The sequence below is a fragment of the Kitasatospora sp. NPDC057542 genome, from assembly GCF_042801945.1.
Taxonomy (GTDB): Bacteria; Actinomycetota; Actinomycetes; order Streptomycetales; family Streptomycetaceae; genus Kitasatospora.
Map to the genome: position 1 here is coordinate 1 of NZ_JBHVFE010000045.1, position 19,053 is coordinate 19,053.

Consider the following 19,053-nt stretch of genomic DNA (forward strand, 5'->3'; position numbering starts at 1 on the left):
CACCGGGACGGCCAGCCACACCTCCTCGTCCAGCAGCAGGACCGACTCCAGGCCCCGCCCGGTGCGCGCGCAGGGCGGCCAGGGCCTCGTCGGAGGCCAGGGCGCCCGAGCCCTCGTCGCTGCTGGACGAGTAGGAGCCACCGGCGGCAGCGGCGACGGCGTCGCCACCCTCCTCGGCAGCCTGGGCGTCGGCCTCGCGGCTCTTGATGACCTGAGCCTGGTGCTGCTCGAAGCGGGCCTGCGCCTCGGCGTACTGGCGCTCCCACTCCTCGCGCTGCTTCTCGAAGCCGGGCAGCCAGTCGTTCGCCTCGGGGTCGAAGCCCTCCGGGTAGATGTAGTTGCCCTGGTCGTCGTACGAGGCGGCCATGCCGTACAGGGTCGGGTCGAACTCGACCTCGGCCGGGTTGGCACCCAGGGCCTCGTTGGCCTGCTTCAGCGACAGGCTGATGCGGCGACGCTCGAGGTCGATGTCGATGACCTTGACGAAGATCTCGTCGCCGACCTGGACGACCTGCTCCGGGATCTCGACGTGGCGCTCGGCCAGCTCGGAGATGTGGACCAGACCCTCGATGCCCTCGTCCACGCGGACGAACGCACCGAACGGAACCAGCTTGGTGACCTTACCCGGAACGACCTGGCCGATCTGGTGGGTACGGGCGAACTGCTGCCACGGGTCCTCCTGGGTCGCCTTCAGCGACAGGGAGACGCGCTCGCGGTCCATGTCAACGTCGAGAACCTCGACGGTGACCTCCTGGCCGACCTCGACAACCTCGGACGGGTGGTCGATGTGCTTCCAGGACAGCTCGGAGACGTGCACCAGGCCGTCGACGCCACCCAGGTCCACGAAGGCACCGAAGTTGACGATCGAGGAGACGACGCCGGAGCGCACCTGGCCCTTCTGCAGGGTGGTGAGGAAGGTCTGGCGGACCTCGCTCTGGGTCTGCTCCAGCCAGGCACGGCGGGACAGGACCACGTTGTTGCGGTTCTTGTCCAGCTCGATGATCTTGGCCTCGAGCTCCTTGCCCACGTAGGGCTGGAGGTCGCGGACGCGACGCATCTCGACAAGCGAGGCGGGGAGGAAGCCGCGGAGGCCGATGTCGAGGATGAGACCACCCTTGACGACCTCGATGACGGTACCGGTGACGATGCCGTCCTCTTCCTTGATCTTCTCGATCGTGCCCCAGGCACGCTCGTACTGAGCGCGCTTCTTGGACAGGATGAGACGACCCTCCTTGTCCTCCTTCTGGAGAACCAGGGCCTCGATGTTGTCACCGACGGCGACGACCTCGTGCGGGTCAACGTCGTGCTTGATCGAGAGCTCGCGGGACGGGATGACGCCCTCGGTCTTGTAACCGATGTCGAGGAGGACCTCGTCACGGTCGACCTTCACGATGACGCCCTCGACGATGTCGCCATCGTTGAAGTACTTGATGGTCTCGTCGATGGCGGCGAGGAAGGCCTCCGCGTCGCCGATGTCGTTGACCGCGACCTGCGGGGTGGTGCTGAGGGAGGAGTCGGTGGGGCTCGTCATTAGGAAAAGGGCTCCGGTACGGACATGAAAGTCGTAGGTAATGCCACGCGGAGGGCCCGTATCGCTCCCACCGAAAGCCGGACAGCCAAGAACACGGCACACCGGGATTCCCGTCCAACGAGAACCGGCGTCCGTCTTGCGACCGTGGGGTCTTCGACAGATGCGAGCGCGACCTGCTCCGTCCGAGGCGCGCAGGCCCGCAGCGCAACTTGTAGCATACGGGGACGGCCAGGCACGGTCAATGCCGAAGGACGGCAAGACGGTGGAGCCCGGTACGGATCAGGCCATATCCTCCGAATGCGCACCTCGCGGCGGCGCCCGAAGGGGCCTTGTCCCCGGATGCCACCGCCAGGATCCGGACCCTCACGGGCCGGTTCGCGGCAGCGGCGCTTCCGCACTCCATACCCTACGCGATGGGCATTGTCACCGTGGCCACCACCCCCCAGTCCGACCTGCACGATCTTGACACCTCCGTCGACGGGCCCTTCACGGAGGCGGGCGCCGACGAGGTCGAGGACGGCGACGACGCGGTGCGCCGCGCGGCCGGCACCGGGGAGAGCAGCCGGGCCAGCCGGCACTGGTGGGACCGCAACGCCGACGAGTACCAGGACGAGCACGGCGAGTTCCTCGGCGACGACCGCTTCACCTGGTGCCCCGAGGGCCTGGACGAGGCCGACGCCCGACTGCTCGGCGAGGTCGCCGGCAAGGACGTGCTGGAGATCGGGGCCGGCGCCGCCCAGTGCTCCCGCTGGCTGGCCGCCCGGGGCGCCCGGCCGGTCGCCCTGGACATCTCCTACCGCCAGCTCCAGCACTCCCGCCGGATCGACCTCGGCCGCGGCACCGCCCCCGTCCCCGTCGTCCAGGCCGACGCCGCCGTGCTGCCCTTCGCCGACGCCGCCTTCGACCTCGCCTGCTCCGCCTACGGAGCCGTCCCGTTCAGCGCCGACACCGCCGCCCTGATGCGCGAGGTGCACCGGGTGCTGCGGCCCGGCGGGCGCTGGGTGTTCTCGGTGACCCACCCGATCCGCTGGGCCTTCCCGGACGAGCCGGGCGTCGAGGGCCTCACCGCGACGTCCTCCTACTTCGACCGCACCCCGTACGTCGAACAGGACGAGCAGGGCCGGGCCACCTACGTCGAGCACCACCGCACCCTCGGCGACCGGGTCCGCGAACTCGTCGCCGCCGGATTCCGGCTGGTGGACCTGGTCGAGCCCGAGTGGCCGGCCGGCCTGGAACAGGAGTGGGGCGGCTGGTCCCCGCTGCGCGGACGGCTGATCCCCGGTACCGCGATCTTCGTCACCGAGCGGGGCTGAGCGCCTCGATGCATCCCGCCTGGCGCGAACTGCCCGTCCGCACCGCCCTGCCCGCCCTGCACGACGCCCTCGACGGACACGGCACCGCCGTCCTCGCCGCGCCGCCCGGCACCGGCAAGACCACGCTGGTGCCGCTGGCCCTGGCCGGGCTGCTGGACTCCGGGCCCTCCCCCAGCCTTCGGCCGGGGATGCCCCCATGCCGGGTACTGGTCGCCGAGCCGCGCCGGCTCGCGGTCCGGGCGGCGGCCCGGCGGATGGCCTGGCTGCTCGGCGAGGCCGTCGGCGGCAGGGTCGGGTACACCGTGCGCGGTGAGCGTCGCGTCGGGCCACAGACGGTGGTCGAGGTGGTCACCACCGGCGTGCTGCTGCAGCGGCTCCAGCGCGACCAGGAACTGCCCGGCGTGGACGTCGTCGTCCTGGACGAGTGCCACGAACGGCACCTGGACGCCGACACCGCGCTCGCCTTCCTGCTGGACGTCCGGGCGGCACTGCGGCCCGAACTCGGGCTGGTCTGCGCCTCGGCCACCTCCGACACCGAGGCCTGGGCCGCACTGCTCGGCGGCGCCCCGGTGGTCGAGGCACACGGGGTCTCCCACCCGGTCGAGGTGGTCTGGGCGCCGCCACCACGCGCCGTCCGGCCCGCCCACGGCACCCGGGTCGACCCGGCGCTGCTCGACCACGTCGCCACGGTGATCCGCCGGGCGCTCGCCGAGAGGGACGGCGACGTGCTCTGCTTCCTGCCCGGCGTCGGCGAGATCTCGCGCGTCGCCGGGCAGCTCGGCGACGTCGCGGCCGAGGTGCTGCAACTGCACGGCCGCGCCCCGCAGGCCGTCCAGGACGCCGCGCTCTCTCCTGGGCAAGGCCGCCGGGTCGTCCTCACCACCGCCGTCGCCGAATCCTCGCTCACCGTGCCCGGCGTCCGGATCGTGGTCGACGCCGGGCTCGCCCGGGAACCGCGCACCGACCACGCCCGCGGGCTCGCCGGGCTGGTCACCGTCCGCGCCTCGCTCGCCGCCGCCCGCCAGCGGGCCGGCCGAGCCGGACGCGAGGCCCCCGGCACCGTCTACCGCTGCTGGCACGAGGCCGAGGACGCCCTCGCCGCCCGCTTCCCCACCCCCGAGATCGCGCTCGCCGACCTCACCCCGTTCGCACTCCAGGCCGCCTGCTGGGGCGACCCGGACGCCACCGGCCTCGCCCTGCCCGACGCACCCCCGGCGGGGGCGATGGCCGCCGCCCGGCAGACCCTCCAAGCCCTCGGCGCGGTCTCCTCGGACGGGCGGGCCACCGCGCGCGGCGTCCGCCTCGCCCGCACCGGGCTGCACCCCCGGCTGGGCCGCGCCCTGGTCGACGGCGCGGCGGCCGTCGGTGCGCGGCGGGCCGCCGAGGTGGTCGCGCTGCTCTCCGAGGAGCCACCGCGTGCGCTCGGCGACGACCTCGGCGCGGTCTGGCGGACCGTACGGAACTCCCGCGACCCCTACGCCGGCCGCTGGCGCGAGGAGGTACGCCGACTGCTGCGCGCCACCTCCGACGAGCCCGCCACCGACCTCCCCGACGCCACCGCCGTCGGCCTCGTCGTCGCCCTGGCCTTCCCCGAACGCATCGCCCGCGCCCGGGTGGAGCGGCCCGCCCCCGGCGAGCGCAGCCCATACCTGATGGCCTCCGGGACGGCCGCCGAACTCGCCCCCGGCACCACGCTGGGCGCCCTGCCCTGGCTCGCCGTCGCCGTCGCCGACCGCCCGGCGGGCTCGCACTCCGCGCGCGTCCTGCACGCGGCGGCGCTGGACGAGGCCACCGCCCTGGACGCCGGAGCGGCGCTGCTCACCGCCCGCGAGGAGGTGCACTGGGACACCCGCCGCGGCGAGGTCGTCTCCCGCCGGGTCGAGTCGCTGGGCTCGATCGAACTCGCGGAGAAGCCCCTCAACCGCCCCGACCCGGCCCTCGTCCGCGCCGCCTTGCTGGAGGGCCTCGCCCGCGAGGGAGTGAGCACCCTGTTGGCCTTCCCGTCCAACCTCCGCGAACGCCTGGCCTTCCTCCACACCGCCATCGGCGACCCCTGGCCCGACGTCAGCGATGGCGCCTTGCTGGAACGCGCCGACGAATGGCTGGAGCCCGAACTCTCCCGCGCCCGCCGCCGCACCGACCTCGCGCGGATCGATACGACGGCTGCCCTCCAGAGGCTCCTCCCCTGGGCCACCGGCGAAGCCGGCCGCCTGGACGAACTCGCCCCCGAGCGCATCACCGTGCCGTCGGGCTCGAAAATACGAGTCGACTACACCACCGAACGCCCGGTCCTGGCCGTCAAGTTGCAGGAACTCTTCGGCTGGACGGCGACCCCTTCCCTGGCCGGCGGCCGCATACCGCTGACCATCCACATGCTGTCCCCCGCCGGCCGCCCCGCCGCCGTCACCGGCGATCTGGCGAGCTTCTGGCACGAGGGCTACCGCGCCGTCCGCGCCGATCTCAGGGGGCGCTACCCCCGCCACCCCTGGCCCGAAGACCCGACGACGGCGGAACCCACCCGCCGCACCAACGCCCGGAAGTAGCTGACCGACTGATCCCGCCGCCCGGCGGCATCAGTCGCATCGGTTCGGCCGGATCGCGGAGATTGGCCGGGAACGTGAGGAGGGTGCTCACTCCCTCGCGGGCGTGGCACCACACCGCCCAGCCGCTCTCCGCGGGATCAGGCCCGAGCTGCGGCCACCGCGTCCGTGTACAGCTCCGCTGTCAGGTCGTCCTCGTCGACCCCGAGGTCGGCCAGTACGGCCCGCACGGCGTCGAGCGCCGCTCCGAGGCCGTCCTGGGCGGCCGTAGCGGTCTCGACCTCGATGAATGTCGCGTCGAGCTCCGGGACGCGGACGAGCGTGGCGAGGAACCGCCGGCCGTCGCTTTCGAAGGCGTAGTTGCGGCACCGCTTCTCGAACCGGATACGCGGGGTGAAGCCGAGGCCGCGGATGATCTCGTGTGCCGCCTCGGCGTCCTCCACCCGGGTCTCGGCCTCCCACTTCGACCCGGACGCCTCGTCCACCCGGGCACCCTTGTACGTGAGCACGGTGCGGGTGTCGTCGGGCCCGTGAACGGTGCGGATCCGCAGCTCGCGGTCGGCGCCCATCAGGCTGCCGTCCGGGGCGTCATAGTACGTGTCGCGGTACACCTCGGCGCGGCCGGCGCCGTACGACTCCTCCAATCGCGCGAGGACGTGTTCGGGGTCGCGTACGACGGCCTTGAGCTCCGCCTCGATCGCCATTGCCGGTTCCTCCTTCAGACCACGCGTTGAGCGCCGTCCAGCAACACCTCGAACTGCCTCTGCCAGCCCCGATAGAGCGGGCCGGACGGAGTGGGCAGCACCTTATACGTTGCCGACTCGTGACCCTCCCAGCCCGCATCGAATGCCCCCACGTAGAGAGTGCTGTCCAGTCGGATGATCCGCCAGACCGGCACCGCGGTGTACCGGTAGACCTCGACGTGGCCCACATCGGCGAGCTCCCGGAGCCGGGCCTCGGCGAGGAGAATGCCACTGGCGAGGGACTCGGCCGACTCTCCGATCTCAGCCGCGCGCTGCCCGGCCGCAGGCGAATCCGGATCGAGGAGAAGGACACGCAGGCGCGGCGCCGGGTCACCGTTGCGATCGAGGTGCTGACGCAGCAGGGAGTCGCGGAGGGCGAGGAGGCCCAGGCCACGTACAGCCAGCACGTCCAGCTCAACTGCGGACCGTGCCGCGCGCTGGATTTCGGCGGTTGCGGCAGCCTGGTCGTTGTAGACCCTGACCACTTCGGGGAACGCAGAAAGATCGAACGCGGATCCAGCTGTGCGTTGCCCCGAAGTTCGTGACGCCAGCCCGAGTAGGCGGCGTGCGGGGTCGGGCATCTGAAGGCCGTCCGCGATTCGCTCGAACACGTCGAGGCGAACGACCTCTCGCCGACCGTTGATGATCTCGTTCACGCGGCTCTGGGTCATTCCTACCTGGACCGCGAGCCGAGCCTGGCTCGCGCCGCTGTGGTGCTGGACGTAGCGGAACAACGCAGCCACGTCCCTGCGCCGGAGCGCGTCGCGGACCTCGGCGTTCTGCCATGCGAGATCCGGCAGTTTGATCGGTTCCAGGGCGGTTCCCACAGGTCGCTCCCAGTCGTTCAACAATGCATCTCACAGTGAGATTACCGGCAGAGTATCGGACGTGACGATCCGCCAGACGACGCTGAATACGTGACACCTGCCATCTGCACCCCCGCCCGACTCCGGACCAGGCCCTGCGTCCATTTCGATGGCGAGGATGGTGAGCAGGGACCGACCAACCCTGTCCCTACGCCCGCCAGGCCCTACTCGATCTCGTTCGGTTGGCGGTCGTTGCACACCCCTCGCGCCTCGGAGGTGGATCGTGACCGTCATCAGAAGCGGCCCCGCCGCGGACAGCATCGTTATCGAACTCAAGGCCCGCAGAGGTGGCGGGTACGTATTCGCGAACTGCCAGCCCGGCACAGCGACGTCTCACCGACAATCGCGCTCCCTTCGTTCGTCCCCCTCTGCTCTCGACGAGGCCTTCATGCTCAAAACCCACCGTCCCTGCACATTCGTCGCGCGCCTCGACTCGCGGAACGAATCCACGCCCCTGGCCCGCTACTTGCTCCGGGCCTATCTCTCCGGGCTGCCCTCCGGGGACCGCTACCGCGATACCGCAGAGCTGCTGCTGGGTGAGCTGTTCGCCAACGCCGTCCAGCACTCCGACGCGCCCGATGACCGGCACATCGAAGTCCGCTTCGCCCTCGTCAACTCCCGCCTGCGTCTCGAAGTCCACGACGCCGGCTCCGGACGGCCGACCCTCCACACCCCGAGCGCCGACGACGAGCACGGCCGCGGGATGTTCCTCGTCAACGAGCTCGCCGAGCGCTGGGGCTGCACCTCCCGCCCCTGCGGCATCGGCAAGTTCGTCTGGGCCCACATCGCCCCCGCCACCACCTTCGCCTGAAAGCCACCCCACCCATGCACCTCGCCACCCTCGCCCGCCACGCCCTCTCCCGCGGCCGCACCCCCGCCGCGACCTACGCCCTCCTCGCCCGCCGCACCCGCCGCCCCTTCCCCTCCGCCCGCGCCGTCTGCCTCGCCCTCGACATCCCCCTCGCCGAAACCACCCGCCGCCTCAACGATTGCTACGACGCCCTCCTCGCCAACCCCCGCCCCAACACCGAAACCGACACCGGCGAACTCCTCGAAGCCCTCGGCGTCTTCGACATCCCCAAGTCCCTCACCCCCACCGAACTCGCCGTCGTCGACCTCCTCCTCACCGCCATCGACGCCCTCGGCGGCATCCGCCCCGGCCACCACCACGGCCTCCAGCGCTGGTTCACCACCGGCAACCTCACCGCCGCCTACCTCTCCCTCGCCGCCACCCACCCCCTCCCCCGCACCGGGAACCCCACCACCTACTGGACCGCCCTCACCACCGCCGGCGAACTCCTCACCACCACCCCCACCCCCGACACCCGCATCACATACGCCCTCACCCACTGCCGCACCCAAGCCACCCACACCTGAACCCACGCGCCCTGCACAGGAAGTCGGCCCCACCGACTTCCTGCGCACCGAACAGCCGCTGGCGACAGGCCCACGGCCGGAATCACGCCCAACGGAGAGGACCGACCGTGAACACCGTGCCAACCCGACAGGACGTGGCCCTGCTGCGCCGCTACCAGCACCGGATCAACCGCGTTCCCCGAAACCTGGTGATCCAGCCGACCGGCTTCTGCAACCTGAACTGCACGTACTGCTACCTGCCCGACCGCGACGACAAGGCCCCCATGCCGACGGCAGTTGCCGAGGCCGTCGCACGGTCGGCGAGCGGGCTGGTGGACGGCCACCACGGCAAACCTCTCGGGCTGATCTGGCACGCCGGAGAACCGCTGGCACTCGGGCGGCGGCGCTTCACGGAACTACTCCAGCCGTTCGAGGAACTGCGCCGCAAGGGCCTGCTGGAGCACGCCGTCCAGACGAACGCCACCCTGATCAATGACGAGTGGTGCGACCTCCTGACCGAGTACGGGTTCCGGGTCGGCGTCAGCATCGACGGCCCCGCAGACCTGACGGCCCGGCGCACCGACCGCAAGGGCCGCCCGGCTTTCGACCGGATCATGAAGGGAATCGAGCGGTTACAGCACCGCGGTGTCCCGTTCTCGTTGATCGCCGTCGTCAGCCGGGAGAGCATCACCCATCCCGACCGGCTCCTCGACTTCCTCGCCACACTCCGGCCGGTCAGTATCGGCCTCAACATCGAGGAGTTGGAGGGCGTCAACACCAAACGCCACCCGCCCACCCGCGAACAGGCCGTCGAGTTCTGGCGCAAGGCCCTTGCCTGGTCGCGCCGTCAACCGGGCGGCACAGCCCCGGTCCGGGAGCTGGAACGCCTCGGCCGCTACCTACGGATGAGCCGCACCCAGCGCGTCGACCGCGCGCACCTGAGCCGCATCGACCCGTTGCCGACCATCGCCAAGAACGGCGACGTGTTCCTGCTGTCACCCGAACTGGCGGGCATCACCGCGCCCGCCTACAACGACTTCCGGGCCGGGAACGTCCTTGATCAGCCCATCAGCGCCATCCTGAGCCAGGCGCACCGGCTGAACTACGTGGGCGAGTTCCTGACCGGCCTGGAGGAGTGCGAGTCCACCTGCGAGTTCTTCGACTACTGCCGGGGCTCGCAGGCCGGGAACCGCTACTTCGAGCACCGGACCTTCGCCGTCGCCGAGACCGACTACTGCCGCGTCACCGAGCAGGCCCCGGTCCTGGCACTGGCCGACACCGTACGCAAGGAGCAAACCACGTGACCGTTCTGGAACAGCTCACCGCCGCCGACGCTCCCGCCGTCGCAGATCTGATCACCTCCGTCACCCCACCGGACGGGACCCCCACGATCGAGTGGGGCAACCAGCCGACCTGGGACAACAGCGGCGGAGGCCCGTGGAACAACGCCCCGTCCTGGGACAACTGGCAGAGCGCCCCGTGGGACAACTGGAACAACGGGCCGTCCTGGTCCGACTGGTCCAACCGCTGACACCACCGGCTGCACGCTGCTGTCCTCCCCCGCCGATGCTGCCCGCTGCCTCCCGGGGCAGCGGGCAGCACCCGACCACCGACCGGAGAACCCCGTGCCCACCCGCCGCTACGGCCGCACCACCGTCACCCTCCCGGACCTGGACGACGACCCCTACCTGGGCGTCATCAACTCCCCGCCCAGGCCCGGCAGTACCGTCACCGAGTTCCGCTACACCGACCAGGACGTCCGGGACCTCGACCTCACCGGGACCGACCTTCGCAACGGCATCCTCCACAACGTCACCGCCCAGCGCACCACCGTCGAGAACGTCCGGCTCAGCTCCGTCCAGATCACCGCCGGCGACCTCGGCTCCCTCCAGCTGAGCGGCAGCAAGGCGTCCCGCACCCTGTTCCGCGACTGCAGGCTCATGGGCGCGGCCGTCACCGGCGCCGTTCTGGACAACGTCCTGTTCGACAACTGCCGCCTCGACTACGCCACCTTCGACCAGGTCCGCGCGAGCGGCCCGCTCGTCTTCGACCAGTGCGTGCTCACCGAGGCCACCTTCACCGGCTGCGACCTCACCGGCGTGGTGATGCACGACTGCGTGCTGCACGCCACCGGGTTCGGGGCCGGCACATACAGGGACCTCGACCTGAGCGGCAGCGACCTGTCCACCGTCCGCGGTGTCGGCAACCTGCGGAAAGCCGTCATCAGCCGCGCCCAGCAGCACCAGCTCACCGACGCCCTCCTCGTCGAACTGAACGTCACCTACAGCGAGGACCTGCCGCAGCACCGCTGACCGCCACCCCCGAAAGGAGAGCCTGCGTGGGGCCGCTCATCGTCTTCACGGACTACGTCAAGCTCCGCGACCGCTGCCGGATCACCACCCTGGCGGTCGCTCACGACCATCCGGCCCACGAGGACGGGGCTGTGGTCCCGACCGGCCGGTGGACACCCATCAGCCCCACCGAGGCCGACCTTCTGCGCGCACCGCACCAGGCACCGGAAGCCGAGGCCGTCGAACTCGTCGCCTTCCCAGCCCTGCGCACGCTGTCCACCACGCACGGCCCCTGGTGGACCGTCCGCCCTCCGTTTACCCCCTCGCCCCGCACCCGGTACGCCAACCACACCACCAGCCCCGCAGGCGACCTCACCGTCACGGTGAACCCCGCGAACGGAAAGCGGCTCGGCATCCATCTCGACAACTGGGACAGGCTCCCGTACGCCCACCGTCGGCTGTCCCGGCGCAGGCTGTGCCTCAACGCGGGCCCCGGCTCCCGCTACCTCCTCATCGGCGACACCGACGCGTCGGCCATCTGCCGGCGCCTCGGCAGGGACGACCCGGCGCACCACCCGCACACCGACGACATCCGGGCCTACGTGCGCGCCGGGCATCCACTGCGCTGCCTGCGACTGCGGCTCGATCCCGGCGAGGGATACCTCGCCCCCACCGAGCTGCTGCCCCATGACGGCTCCACCATGGACCTCCCCGAGCCCTCCACCGCCGCGTTCTGGCTCGACCACTGGCCGATCAGGGCGTTCCCCTCCCTGATCTGACCGACCGGGACGCGGCAGCCGTGTGCGGTCCGGAAGAACGACCACCTCGCGCCCGCGTGGCGGCACCTGGAAACCTTCCGCATCACATGGCAGTGCCCCGCCAGGACAGCGAGGGCACCGCCCGTCGGCATCGGGCCCGGGTGCCCGGCGTCAGCTCAGCAGGCCCACCGCGTGCAGGTGGTCGAAGATCAGCCGGTCGACGGGAGAGGTGCGGTGCCTGTCGCCGTAGGTGAGCCAGACCACCTCCTCGATCTCGCTGCTCGCCTCCAGACGCCCCTTGTACGCCGCGGTGTAACAGGTCATCCGGACGAGGACGCCGTCCGGGTGGCCGTGGGCCTGGGCCTCGAAGACGCCCAGGAGTGCCGCGGACTCCGGCGCGATGGCGACCGTGAGCTCCTCGCGGACCTCCCGGACCAGGGTGTCGAGGTCGCTCTCCCCGGGCTCCCGCTTGCCGCCCGGCAGGTAGCAGGCGTCCTTGCCGCGTGTACGCGTGCTCAGCACCTTCCCGCCCTCGGTGTGGATCCAGGCCACTTTGTCGATGACGGCTGCCATGCTCCTGCCTCGCTTTCCGACTGGTCCGGTTCCGAAGGACTTCCCGACGGGTGGTCCGTGCGCCCGGGCCCTGCCCCGGCGGCCGGTCCCGTGTCAGTGGGTGTGGTCGGGCCCGCCGGGGGTGGGGGTGGCGGCTGGCTGCCCCGGGCGCGGGAGCGGGGTGCCGATCTGAACGGGGCTGCAGGTGAGGAACCGGCCGGCCGCGTCGTGGATGCACGTGTGCTGCGGGTCGGGATCCCCCGCCTTGGCCTCGCACTCGGGGCAGGGTGGCGGCACCTGCGGGTCCCGCCCCGACGGGGCCTTGGGCTTCCCCGCGGACGTCCCCTGGGGCTTGGCGGCGGGGGTGGCCTCGGCGGCCTTCCCGGTCGGCTTCCGGGTGGCGGTCGGGGCGCCGCCCCCGAGTTGCTCGGGCTCAGCGGTAGCCGGGGCCGGGTCGGGCTCCGGAGCCACGGACAGGCCCGGCGAGGGCACCGCGGAGGGGCTCGGCGAGGGCTGCGCGCTCGCCGACGGCTCGGCGGTCGCCGTCACGCTCGGCGTGGCCGCGCCCGCCCCGACCGGCGCCGTCGACCCGCCCCCGCCGCCGGACACCGCCCAGACCGATCCGCCCACCAGCACCAGTGCCGCCAGCCCGGCCGGCACCACCAGCCGGGGCTGAAGGAACCTCCGCCGCCGCGTTCCCTCGTCCGTTCCCGCCGTCGTCGCTTCCGCCATCGCCGTTCCCCCCGCTCACAGCCGCGCCCACTGCGCGGCGGACCGGCAGGATCGTAGCGACGGGCCCGGACACTCGCGCGCCCGGGCCCGCCCGGAAACCATCGCGTCAGTGCGCGGCGGCCTCCCAGTTCGGGCCGACGCCGACGGAGACGTCCAGCGGGGCGCGCAGCGGGTAGGCGCCCGCCATCTGCTCGCGGACGAGGGCCTCGACCTGCTCGCGCTCGCCCGGGGCCAGCTCCAGCACGATTTCGTCGTGCACCTGGAGCAGCATCCGGGAGGTGAGGCCGGCCGTGCGCAGCGCCTCGTCCACCCGGAGCATGGCGATCTTGACGATGTCGGCGGCCGAGCCCTGGATCGGGGCGTTCAGGGCCATCCGCTCGGCCATCTCGCGGCGCTGGCGGTTGTCGCTGTTGAGGTCCGGCAGGTAGCGGCGGCGGCCGAGCAGGGTCTCGGTGTAGCCCGTCGCCCGGGCCTCGTCGACGACCCGGCGCAGGTAGTCCCGCACGCCGCCGAAGCGCTCGAAGTAGGTGTCCATCAGGCCCTGGGCCTCGGCCGGCTTGATGCCGAGCTGCTGCGAGAGCCCGTACGCGGACAGCCCGTACGCCAGGCCGTAGGACATCGCCTTGATCTTGCGGCGCATCTCGGCGTCCACCGCGGCGCGCGGCACCTCGAAGACCTGGGAGGCGACGGTGTTGTGGAGGTCCTCGCCGGAGGCGAAGGCCTCGATCAGCGCCTCGTCCTCGGACAGGTGCGCCATGATCCGCAGCTCGATCTGCGAGTAGTCGGCGGTGAGCAGCGACTCGTAGCCCTCGCCGACGATGAAGGCGCGGCGGATCGCCCGGCCCTCCTCGGTGCGGACCGGGATGTTCTGCAGGTTCGGGTCCTGCGAGGAGAGCCGGCCGGTGGCGGCGACCATCTGGTTGAAGGTGGTGTGGATGCGGCCCTTGGGCGAGACGGTCTTGAGCAGGCCCTCGACGGTGGTGCGCAGCTTGGCCTGGTCGCGGTGGCGCAGCAGGATGACCGGCAGTTCGTTGTCGGTCTGGGTGGCCAGCCAGGTGAGCGCGTCGGCGTCGGTGGTGTAGCCGGTCTTGATCTTCTTGGTCTTGGGGAGCGCGAGCTCGCCGAAGAGGATCTCCTGGAGCTGCTTGGGCGAGCCGAGGTTGAACTCGTGCCCGGCGGCGGCGTGCGCCTCCTCCACCACGCGCTGGATCTCGGCGGCGAACTGGGCCTCCAGGCCGGTGAGCCACTGGCGGTCGGCGGCGATGCCGTAGCGCTCCATGCGGGCCAGCAGGTCGGCGATGGGCAGTTCCATGTCGTGCATCAGCCCGGTGGCGCCGACCTCGGCGAGGCGGGTGTCGAAGAGCGCGGCGAGGTCGAGCACGGCGCGGGCCTGCAGCATCAGCGACTGGGCGTGCGCGATCGGGTCCTCCTCCGGTGCGTCGAAGGCGAGTTGGCCGCTCTCGGCGGCGGGGGCCGGGCTGAGCGAGCGGGCCAGGTACTCCTCGGAGAGCACCTCCAGGGTGAAGGTGCGGCGGCCGGGCTTCTCCAGGTAGGCGGCGAGCGCGGTGTCGGCGACGACGCCCTGGATCGTCCAGCCGCGCTCCGCGAAGGCGCGCTTCACCTGCTTGGCGATGTGCAGGGCCTTGGGGGCGGTGGCGTCGGCGAGCCAGTCGGCGAAGGCCCGCTCGTCCTCCTCCGCGAGCAGCGCCGGGTCGAACCAGGCGGCGGCCTCCCCGGCGGCGAGGGCCACTTCGGTGACCTCGCCGGCGCCGAGCGCCCACTGGTAGACGGCGGCGAGCGCGACGGTGGTCTTGCCGTCGGAGGCGTGCTCGGCCAGCCAGGCGGCCAGGGTGCCCGGGTCGGTGAGGAGTTCGCCGTCCACCTCGACGCCGGGGGCGAGCTCGGCGGCTTCCTCCTCGCCGGCGGACGGGTCGATGCCGAAGACCCGGTCGCGGAAGTTGGCGTTGCGGAACTCCAGCGACTCCATCAGGGTGCCGACGGCGCCCTTGTCGAACGGCTTGCGGTCCAGGTCGGCGACGCCGAGCGGGAGTTCGACGTCGCGCACCAGCTCGGTGAGCACCCGGTTGCGCCTGACCGAGTCGAGGTGGTCGCGCAGCTTCTCGCCGATCTTGCCCTTGACCTCGTCGGCGCGGGCGACGAGTTCGTCGAAGGAGCCGAACTGGTTGACCCACTTGGCGGCGGTCTTCTCGCCGACACCGGGGATGCCGGGCAGGTTGTCGGACGGGTCCCCGCGCAGCGCGGCGAGGTCCGGGTACTGGCGCGGGGTGACGCCGTACTTCTCGGTGACCTTCTCCGGGGTGAAGCGGGTGAGCTCGGAGACGCCCTTGGTCGGGTAGAGCACGGTGACGTGGTCGGTGACCAGCTGGAGCGAGTCACGGTCGCCGGTGACGATGTCGACGTCGTAGCCGGCCGCCTCGGCGGCGGTGGCCAGGGTGGCGATGATGTCGTCGGCCTCGAAGCCCTCGGCCGTCAGCCGGGGGACGTTCATGGCGTCGAGCAGTTCGCCGATCAGGCCGACCTGGCTGCGGAACTCGTCCGGCGTCTTGGCGCGGTTGGCCTTGTAGTCGGGGAACTCGACGGAGCGGAAGGTCTGCCGGGAGAGGTCGAAGGCGACGGCGAGGTGGGTGGGCTGCTCGTCCCGGACGGTGTTGGCGAGCATCGAGGCGAAGCCGTAGACCGCGTTGGTGGGCTGGCCGGTGGAGGTGTTGAAGTTCTCCACGGGCAGGGCGTAGAAGGCCCGGTAGGCCATCGAGTGCCCGTCGAGCAGCATCAGCCGGGGCCGCGGGCCGGCCCCGCCGCCACCCGTCGCGCCCTTGTCCGTACTCTGCGTAGCCACGTCAACGTCCGTTCCTGCCGATTCCACTACCGGCCACCGATCCTATGGCCCGGCACCGACAAAAAGGACGCCGCGCCGGTCCGACCGCACCTGCTACCTACGAGTAGGACGGTCGTACGATCACAGGCGGCACATCCCCGAGCGGCAGGAGCTTCCCCATGACCGATGCGGCCCCCGACACCGCCCCCGTCCTGCACGTCCCGCAGGACGTGCTGGACCACTTCGCCAAGCTCGGCGTGAACCCGGAGACCTTCTCCGGCGGCCACCTCGGCGAGAAGCTCGGCATCCGGGTCGTCGAGGCCTCCGGCGACCGCGTGGTCGGCACCATGCCCGTGGAGGGCAACCAGCAGCCGTACGGGCTGCTGCACGGCGGCGCGTCGGCGGCGCTGGCCGAGACGCTGGGCTCGATCGGGGCGATGCTGCACGCCGGCCCCGGCCGGTACGCGGTCGGCGTGGACCTCAACGCCACCCACCACCGCTCGGCCACCTCCGGGCTGGTGACCGGGGTCGCGACGGCCGTGTTCAAGGGCCGTACCGCCGCCACCTACGAGATCGCGATCACCGACGACACCGGCCGGCGGATCACCAGCTGCCGGCTGACCTGCATGCTGCGCGACCTCTGACCCCCAAAGACCCGACAACGTCCCTCAGGCACCCGCGAGTTCACTCCGGACGACATCAAGTCCCTTTTCCGCCCCCTTGTTTGACCTTCCGCCACCCTGGGCAGGCGTTGGTCTGGACAAGGGGGCGTTCGCATGTCCGGGCGCAGCCGGCACACAACCGGCGCCCGTAACGCTGCGTTACAAGTAGGAAATCCGATCAATTGCCGGTTCCGGGGCCTCCAGGCGCCCCGGGGCCGCTCGGTCGCGCCCTCGATGTCCGCAATCCGGACGCTCAAGGTCGAAACCAGGGCATCGGACACCAGTGTCCGATAGTCGGTGCTGCCAGCTGCAACCCCCATTTCTGGCCCTTACATCGCCCCACCAGCGCGTAAACGCCCGACATCGCGGGGTCGATCGAGCCGGAACGACCACATGGTGAGACAAATGCTCTGTGTGCTCATAACAAGAGAATCACAGCCTGCTCCCAACACTGCCCGAGCCGCCCAACGGCATCTAGAGTCACGGCCAGTCACCGCGCCATTCGATTGGGCCAGGCCCTCCGCGCATTTCGGCTCCCGCCACTCAGGCGCGGGCGCCTCCTGAACCGAAGGGGACCCTCGTGCGTCACCGTTCAGCAGTTGTCGTGAGCATTGCCGTGATCGGCGCCCTCAGCCTCAGCGCCTGCGGCTCCCGCGGAGAGAAGAAGAGCGGCGACGGCGGCAACGCCAACTCCGGCGCCACCACCGTCGTCATCGGTGTCGACGCCCCGCTCACCGGCGACCTCTCCGCCCTCGGCCTCGGCATCCGCAACTCCGTCGACCTCGCGGTCAAGAAGGCCAACGAGACCAACGAGGTCCCCGGCGTCAAGTTCGAGATCAAGGCCCTCGACGACACCGGCAAGCCCGCCCCCGGCCAGCAGAACGCCACCCAGCTGGTCGGCGACTCCAAGGTCCTCGGCGTCGTCGGCCCGCTCAACTCCAGTGTGGCGCAGTCGATGCAGCAGATCTTCGACGACGCAAACCTGGTCGAGGTCTCCCCCGCCAACACCGGCGTCGCCCTCAGCCAGGGCGAGAAGTGGGCCAACGGCGAGAAGAAGCGCCCGTTCAAGTCCTACTTCCGCACCGCCACCACCGACGCCGTCCAGGGCCCGTTCGCCGCCCAGTTCCTCTACAACGACGCCAAGAAGACCAAGGTCTTCCTGATCGACGACCAGAAGACCTACGGCGCGGGCCTGGCCGGCACCTTCAAGGGCGAGTTCACCAAGCTCGGCGGCACCCTGGTCGGCGAGGAGCACGTCAACCCCGACGACCGCGACTTCGCCGCCATCGTCACCAAGGTCAGGAGCTCCGGCGCCGAAGCCGTCTACTACGGCGGCGAGTACCCCGCGGCCGGCCCGCTCTCCCTCCAGCTCAAGGAAGCCGGCGTCAGCATCCCGCTGATGGGCGGCGACGGCATGCAGAGCGGCGACTACATCAAGCTCAACCCCAAGAGCGCGGGCGACTACGCCACCGCCGTCGGCCTGCCCGTCGAGACCCTCGACACCGCCAAGAAGTACATCGCCGACTACAAGACGGCCGGCTACAAGGACGCCTACGAGACCTACGGCGGCTACTCCTACGACAGCGCCTGGGCCATCATCCAGGGCGTCAAGCAGGCTGTGAAGGACAACAACGGCAAGGTCCCCGACCGCAAGGCCGTCCGCGACGCCGTCCAGAAGGTCACCTTCGACGGCGTGACCGGCCCGGTCTCCTTCGACGAGTTCGGCGACACCACCAACAAGCAGCTCACCGTCTACGTCGTCAAGGACGGCAAGTGGGCCGTGGAGAAGTCCGGCACCTTCAAGGGCTGACACTCGGTCACCGACAGCACCACCAGCGCCACTTCTCCACCACCGCGCGCGGGGGCGCCACGAGTGCCCCCGCGCGCACCCACATCCACCACCCACGCGGACACCCCCGAACGCACTACGGAGGCCCAGCGGTGCACGACCTACCGCAGCAGCTGGCCAACGGCCTGATCCTCGGCGCCCTCTACGGGCTCGTCGCGATCGGCTACACGATGGTCTACGGCATCGTCCAGCTCATCAACTTCGCCCACGGCGAGATCGTCATGGTCGGCGGCTTCGGCGCCCTGACCGCCTACCTCGCCCTCCCCGGCGGCACCACCCTGTGGCTGGCCCTGCCGCTCATGCTGATCGCCGGCATCCTGGTCTCCACCCTCACCGCCGTCGCCGCCGAGCGCTTCGCCTACCGCCCCCTGCGCAACGCGCCCCGGCTGGCCCCGCTGATCACCGCCATCGGGCTGTCCATCTTCCTCCAGCAGCTCGTCTTCTCGTTCTACCCGGACGCCAAGAAGGCCCGGGTCTTCCCCAAGCTCCCCGGCGACCCGTTCAGCCTCGGCTCCGTCACCATCCAGCGCAGCGACCTCTTCCTGATCATCGCCGCCCCGCTGTGCATGCTCGCCCTCGGCTGGTTCGTCACCCGCACCCGCTCCGGCCGCGCCATGCAGGCCACCAGCCAGGACCCGGACACCGCCAAGCTGATGGGCATCGACACCGACCGCATCATCGTCATGGCCTTCGCCATCGGCGCCGCGTTCGCCGCCGTCGCCGCCGTCGCCTACGGACTGCGCAGCGGCCAGGTCGACTTCCGGATGGGCTTCATCCTCGGCCTCAAGGCCTTCACCGCCGCCGTCCTCGGCGGCATCGGCAACATCTACGGCGCCATGCTCGGCGGCATCGCCCTCGGCCTCGCCGAAGCCCTCGCCACCGGCTACATCCAGCACCTGCCCGGCATGCACCTCTTCGGGGGCGGCGCCTGGAAGGACGTCTGGGCCTTCGTTCTCCTCATCCTCGTACTCCTGATCCGGCCCCAGGGCCTGCTCGGCGAGCGCGTCGCGGACAGGGCGTGACC

General features: G+C 71.1%; 17 protein-coding genes. 11 read left to right on the forward strand and 6 right to left on the reverse strand.

The features are described from left to right. Window positions 1-1,531 (reverse strand): 30S ribosomal protein S1 (rpsA, locus tag ACFU7Y_RS08730; protein ID WP_380767000.1); only part of this gene is annotated, 1,531 nt, incomplete at its 3' end. Between the two features lie 413 nt (window positions 1,532-1,944). Here rpsA and ACFU7Y_RS08735 point away from each other — a divergent pair. Continuing rightward, on the forward strand, window positions 1,945-2,844 hold the full coding sequence (locus ACFU7Y_RS08735; protein ID WP_224283176.1) for a class I SAM-dependent methyltransferase: 900 nt from the start codon (window positions 1,945-1,947) through the stop codon (window positions 2,842-2,844). An 8-nt stretch (window positions 2,845-2,852) separates the two neighbouring features. Then, the gene (gene hrpB, locus ACFU7Y_RS08740) at window positions 2,853-5,387 is read left to right on the forward strand and encodes an ATP-dependent helicase HrpB (RefSeq protein ID WP_380767002.1); all 2,535 of its coding nucleotides are present in this window, start codon (window positions 2,853-2,855) and stop codon (window positions 5,385-5,387) included. Between the two features lie 137 nt (window positions 5,388-5,524). Here the strand turns inward: hrpB and cyaB are convergent, their stop codons facing one another. Further along, complete coding sequence (cyaB, locus tag ACFU7Y_RS08745; protein WP_224283143.1) at window positions 5,525-6,088, reverse strand: class IV adenylate cyclase; 564 nt, start codon at window positions 6,086-6,088, stop codon at window positions 5,525-5,527. Between the two features lie 14 nt (window positions 6,089-6,102). Then, window positions 6,103-6,954, reverse strand: a complete 852-nt coding sequence (locus ACFU7Y_RS08750; RefSeq protein ID WP_224283142.1) for a helix-turn-helix transcriptional regulator — start codon at window positions 6,952-6,954, stop codon at window positions 6,103-6,105. A 427-nt stretch (window positions 6,955-7,381) separates the two neighbouring features. Here ACFU7Y_RS08750 and ACFU7Y_RS08755 point away from each other — a divergent pair, with 427 nt between their 5' ends. The 6 genes from ACFU7Y_RS08755 (at window position 7,382) to ACFU7Y_RS08780 (ending at window position 11,419) form a co-directional block, all read left to right on the forward strand. Next, entirely contained in the window at window positions 7,382-7,804 is a 423-nt protein-coding gene (locus ACFU7Y_RS08755; RefSeq protein ID WP_224283141.1) for an ATP-binding protein, read from the forward strand. 14 nt (window positions 7,805-7,818) lie between these two features. Further along, the gene (locus ACFU7Y_RS08760) at window positions 7,819-8,370 is read left to right on the forward strand and encodes a hypothetical protein (protein WP_224283140.1); all 552 of its coding nucleotides are present in this window, start codon (window positions 7,819-7,821) and stop codon (window positions 8,368-8,370) included. A 107-nt stretch (window positions 8,371-8,477) separates the two neighbouring features. Further along, entirely contained in the window at window positions 8,478-9,653 is a 1,176-nt protein-coding gene (gene amcB, locus ACFU7Y_RS08765) for a cyclophane-forming radical SAM peptide maturase AmcB (RefSeq protein WP_224283139.1), read from the forward strand. Continuing rightward, window positions 9,650-9,880, forward strand: a complete 231-nt coding sequence (gene amcA, locus ACFU7Y_RS08770; RefSeq protein ID WP_224283138.1) for a multiple cyclophane-containing RiPP AmcA — start codon at window positions 9,650-9,652, stop codon at window positions 9,878-9,880. Before amcB ends, amcA begins: the two co-directional genes overlap by 4 nt. A gap of 94 nt (window positions 9,881-9,974) precedes the next feature. Further along, the gene (locus tag ACFU7Y_RS08775; RefSeq protein WP_224283137.1) at window positions 9,975-10,661 is read left to right on the forward strand and encodes a pentapeptide repeat-containing protein; all 687 of its coding nucleotides are present in this window, start codon (window positions 9,975-9,977) and stop codon (window positions 10,659-10,661) included. 26 nt (window positions 10,662-10,687) lie between these two features. After that, window positions 10,688-11,419, forward strand: a complete 732-nt coding sequence (locus tag ACFU7Y_RS08780; protein WP_224283136.1) for a hypothetical protein — start codon at window positions 10,688-10,690, stop codon at window positions 11,417-11,419. A gap of 150 nt (window positions 11,420-11,569) precedes the next feature. On the opposite strand, the gene ACFU7Y_RS08785 is transcribed toward ACFU7Y_RS08780, so the two are convergent. The 3 genes from ACFU7Y_RS08785 to polA form a co-directional block, all read right to left on the reverse strand. After that, window positions 11,570-11,971, reverse strand: coding sequence for an NUDIX domain-containing protein (locus ACFU7Y_RS08785; protein ID WP_224283135.1), 402 nt, complete (start codon window positions 11,969-11,971; stop codon window positions 11,570-11,572). 93 nt (window positions 11,972-12,064) lie between these two features. Next, window positions 12,065-12,682, reverse strand: coding sequence for a hypothetical protein (locus ACFU7Y_RS08790; protein WP_380767006.1), 618 nt, complete (start codon window positions 12,680-12,682; stop codon window positions 12,065-12,067). Window positions 12,683-12,788: 106 nt separating this feature from the next. After that, window positions 12,789-15,473 carry a DNA polymerase I gene (gene polA / locus ACFU7Y_RS08795; RefSeq protein WP_380767014.1) on the reverse strand — a complete coding sequence of 895 codons (2,685 nt, stop codon included), beginning with the start codon at window positions 15,471-15,473 and terminating at the stop codon, window positions 12,789-12,791. A gap of 224 nt (window positions 15,474-15,697) precedes the next feature. Here polA and ACFU7Y_RS08800 point away from each other — a divergent pair, with 224 nt between their 5' ends. From ACFU7Y_RS08800 to ACFU7Y_RS08810, 3 genes are all read left to right on the forward strand, one after another. Further along, window positions 15,698-16,162 carry a PaaI family thioesterase gene (locus ACFU7Y_RS08800; RefSeq protein ID WP_224275458.1) on the forward strand — a complete coding sequence of 155 codons (465 nt, stop codon included), beginning with the start codon at window positions 15,698-15,700 and terminating at the stop codon, window positions 16,160-16,162. A gap of 598 nt (window positions 16,163-16,760) precedes the next feature. After that, window positions 16,761-17,990: a branched-chain amino acid ABC transporter substrate-binding protein gene (locus ACFU7Y_RS08805; protein WP_224275461.1), complete on the forward strand. Its 1,230-nt coding sequence runs from the start codon at window positions 16,761-16,763 to the stop codon at window positions 17,988-17,990. A 131-nt stretch (window positions 17,991-18,121) separates the two neighbouring features. Next, window positions 18,122-19,051: a branched-chain amino acid ABC transporter permease gene (locus ACFU7Y_RS08810; protein WP_224275464.1), complete on the forward strand. Its 930-nt coding sequence runs from the start codon at window positions 18,122-18,124 to the stop codon at window positions 19,049-19,051. The last annotated feature ends 2 nt before the right edge of the window (window positions 19,052-19,053 follow it).

Bases quoted from the DNA above. Each gene is read 5' to 3' on its own strand.
- ACFU7Y_RS08755 (WP_224283141.1), top strand. From the start codon at position 7,382: ATGCTCAAAACCCACCGTCCCTGCACATTCGTCGCGCGCCTCGACTCG.
- ACFU7Y_RS08785 (WP_224283135.1), bottom strand. From the start codon at position 11,971: ATGGCAGCCGTCATCGACAAAGTGGCCTGGATCCACACCGAGGGCGGG.
- polA (WP_380767014.1), bottom strand. From the start codon at position 15,473: ATGCTGCTCGACGGGCACTCGATGGCCTACCGGGCCTTCTACGCCCTG.
- ACFU7Y_RS08760 (WP_224283140.1), top strand. From the start codon at position 7,819: ATGCACCTCGCCACCCTCGCCCGCCACGCCCTCTCCCGCGGCCGCACC.
- cyaB (WP_224283143.1), bottom strand. From the start codon at position 6,088: ATGGCGATCGAGGCGGAGCTCAAGGCCGTCGTACGCGACCCCGAACAC.
- hrpB (WP_380767002.1), top strand. From the start codon at position 2,853: ATGCATCCCGCCTGGCGCGAACTGCCCGTCCGCACCGCCCTGCCCGCC.
- ACFU7Y_RS08800 (WP_224275458.1), top strand. From the start codon at position 15,698: ATGACCGATGCGGCCCCCGACACCGCCCCCGTCCTGCACGTCCCGCAG.
- ACFU7Y_RS08790 (WP_380767006.1), bottom strand. From the start codon at position 12,682: ATGGCGGAAGCGACGACGGCGGGAACGGACGAGGGAACGCGGCGGCGG.
- ACFU7Y_RS08735 (WP_224283176.1), top strand. From the start codon at position 1,945: ATGGGCATTGTCACCGTGGCCACCACCCCCCAGTCCGACCTGCACGAT.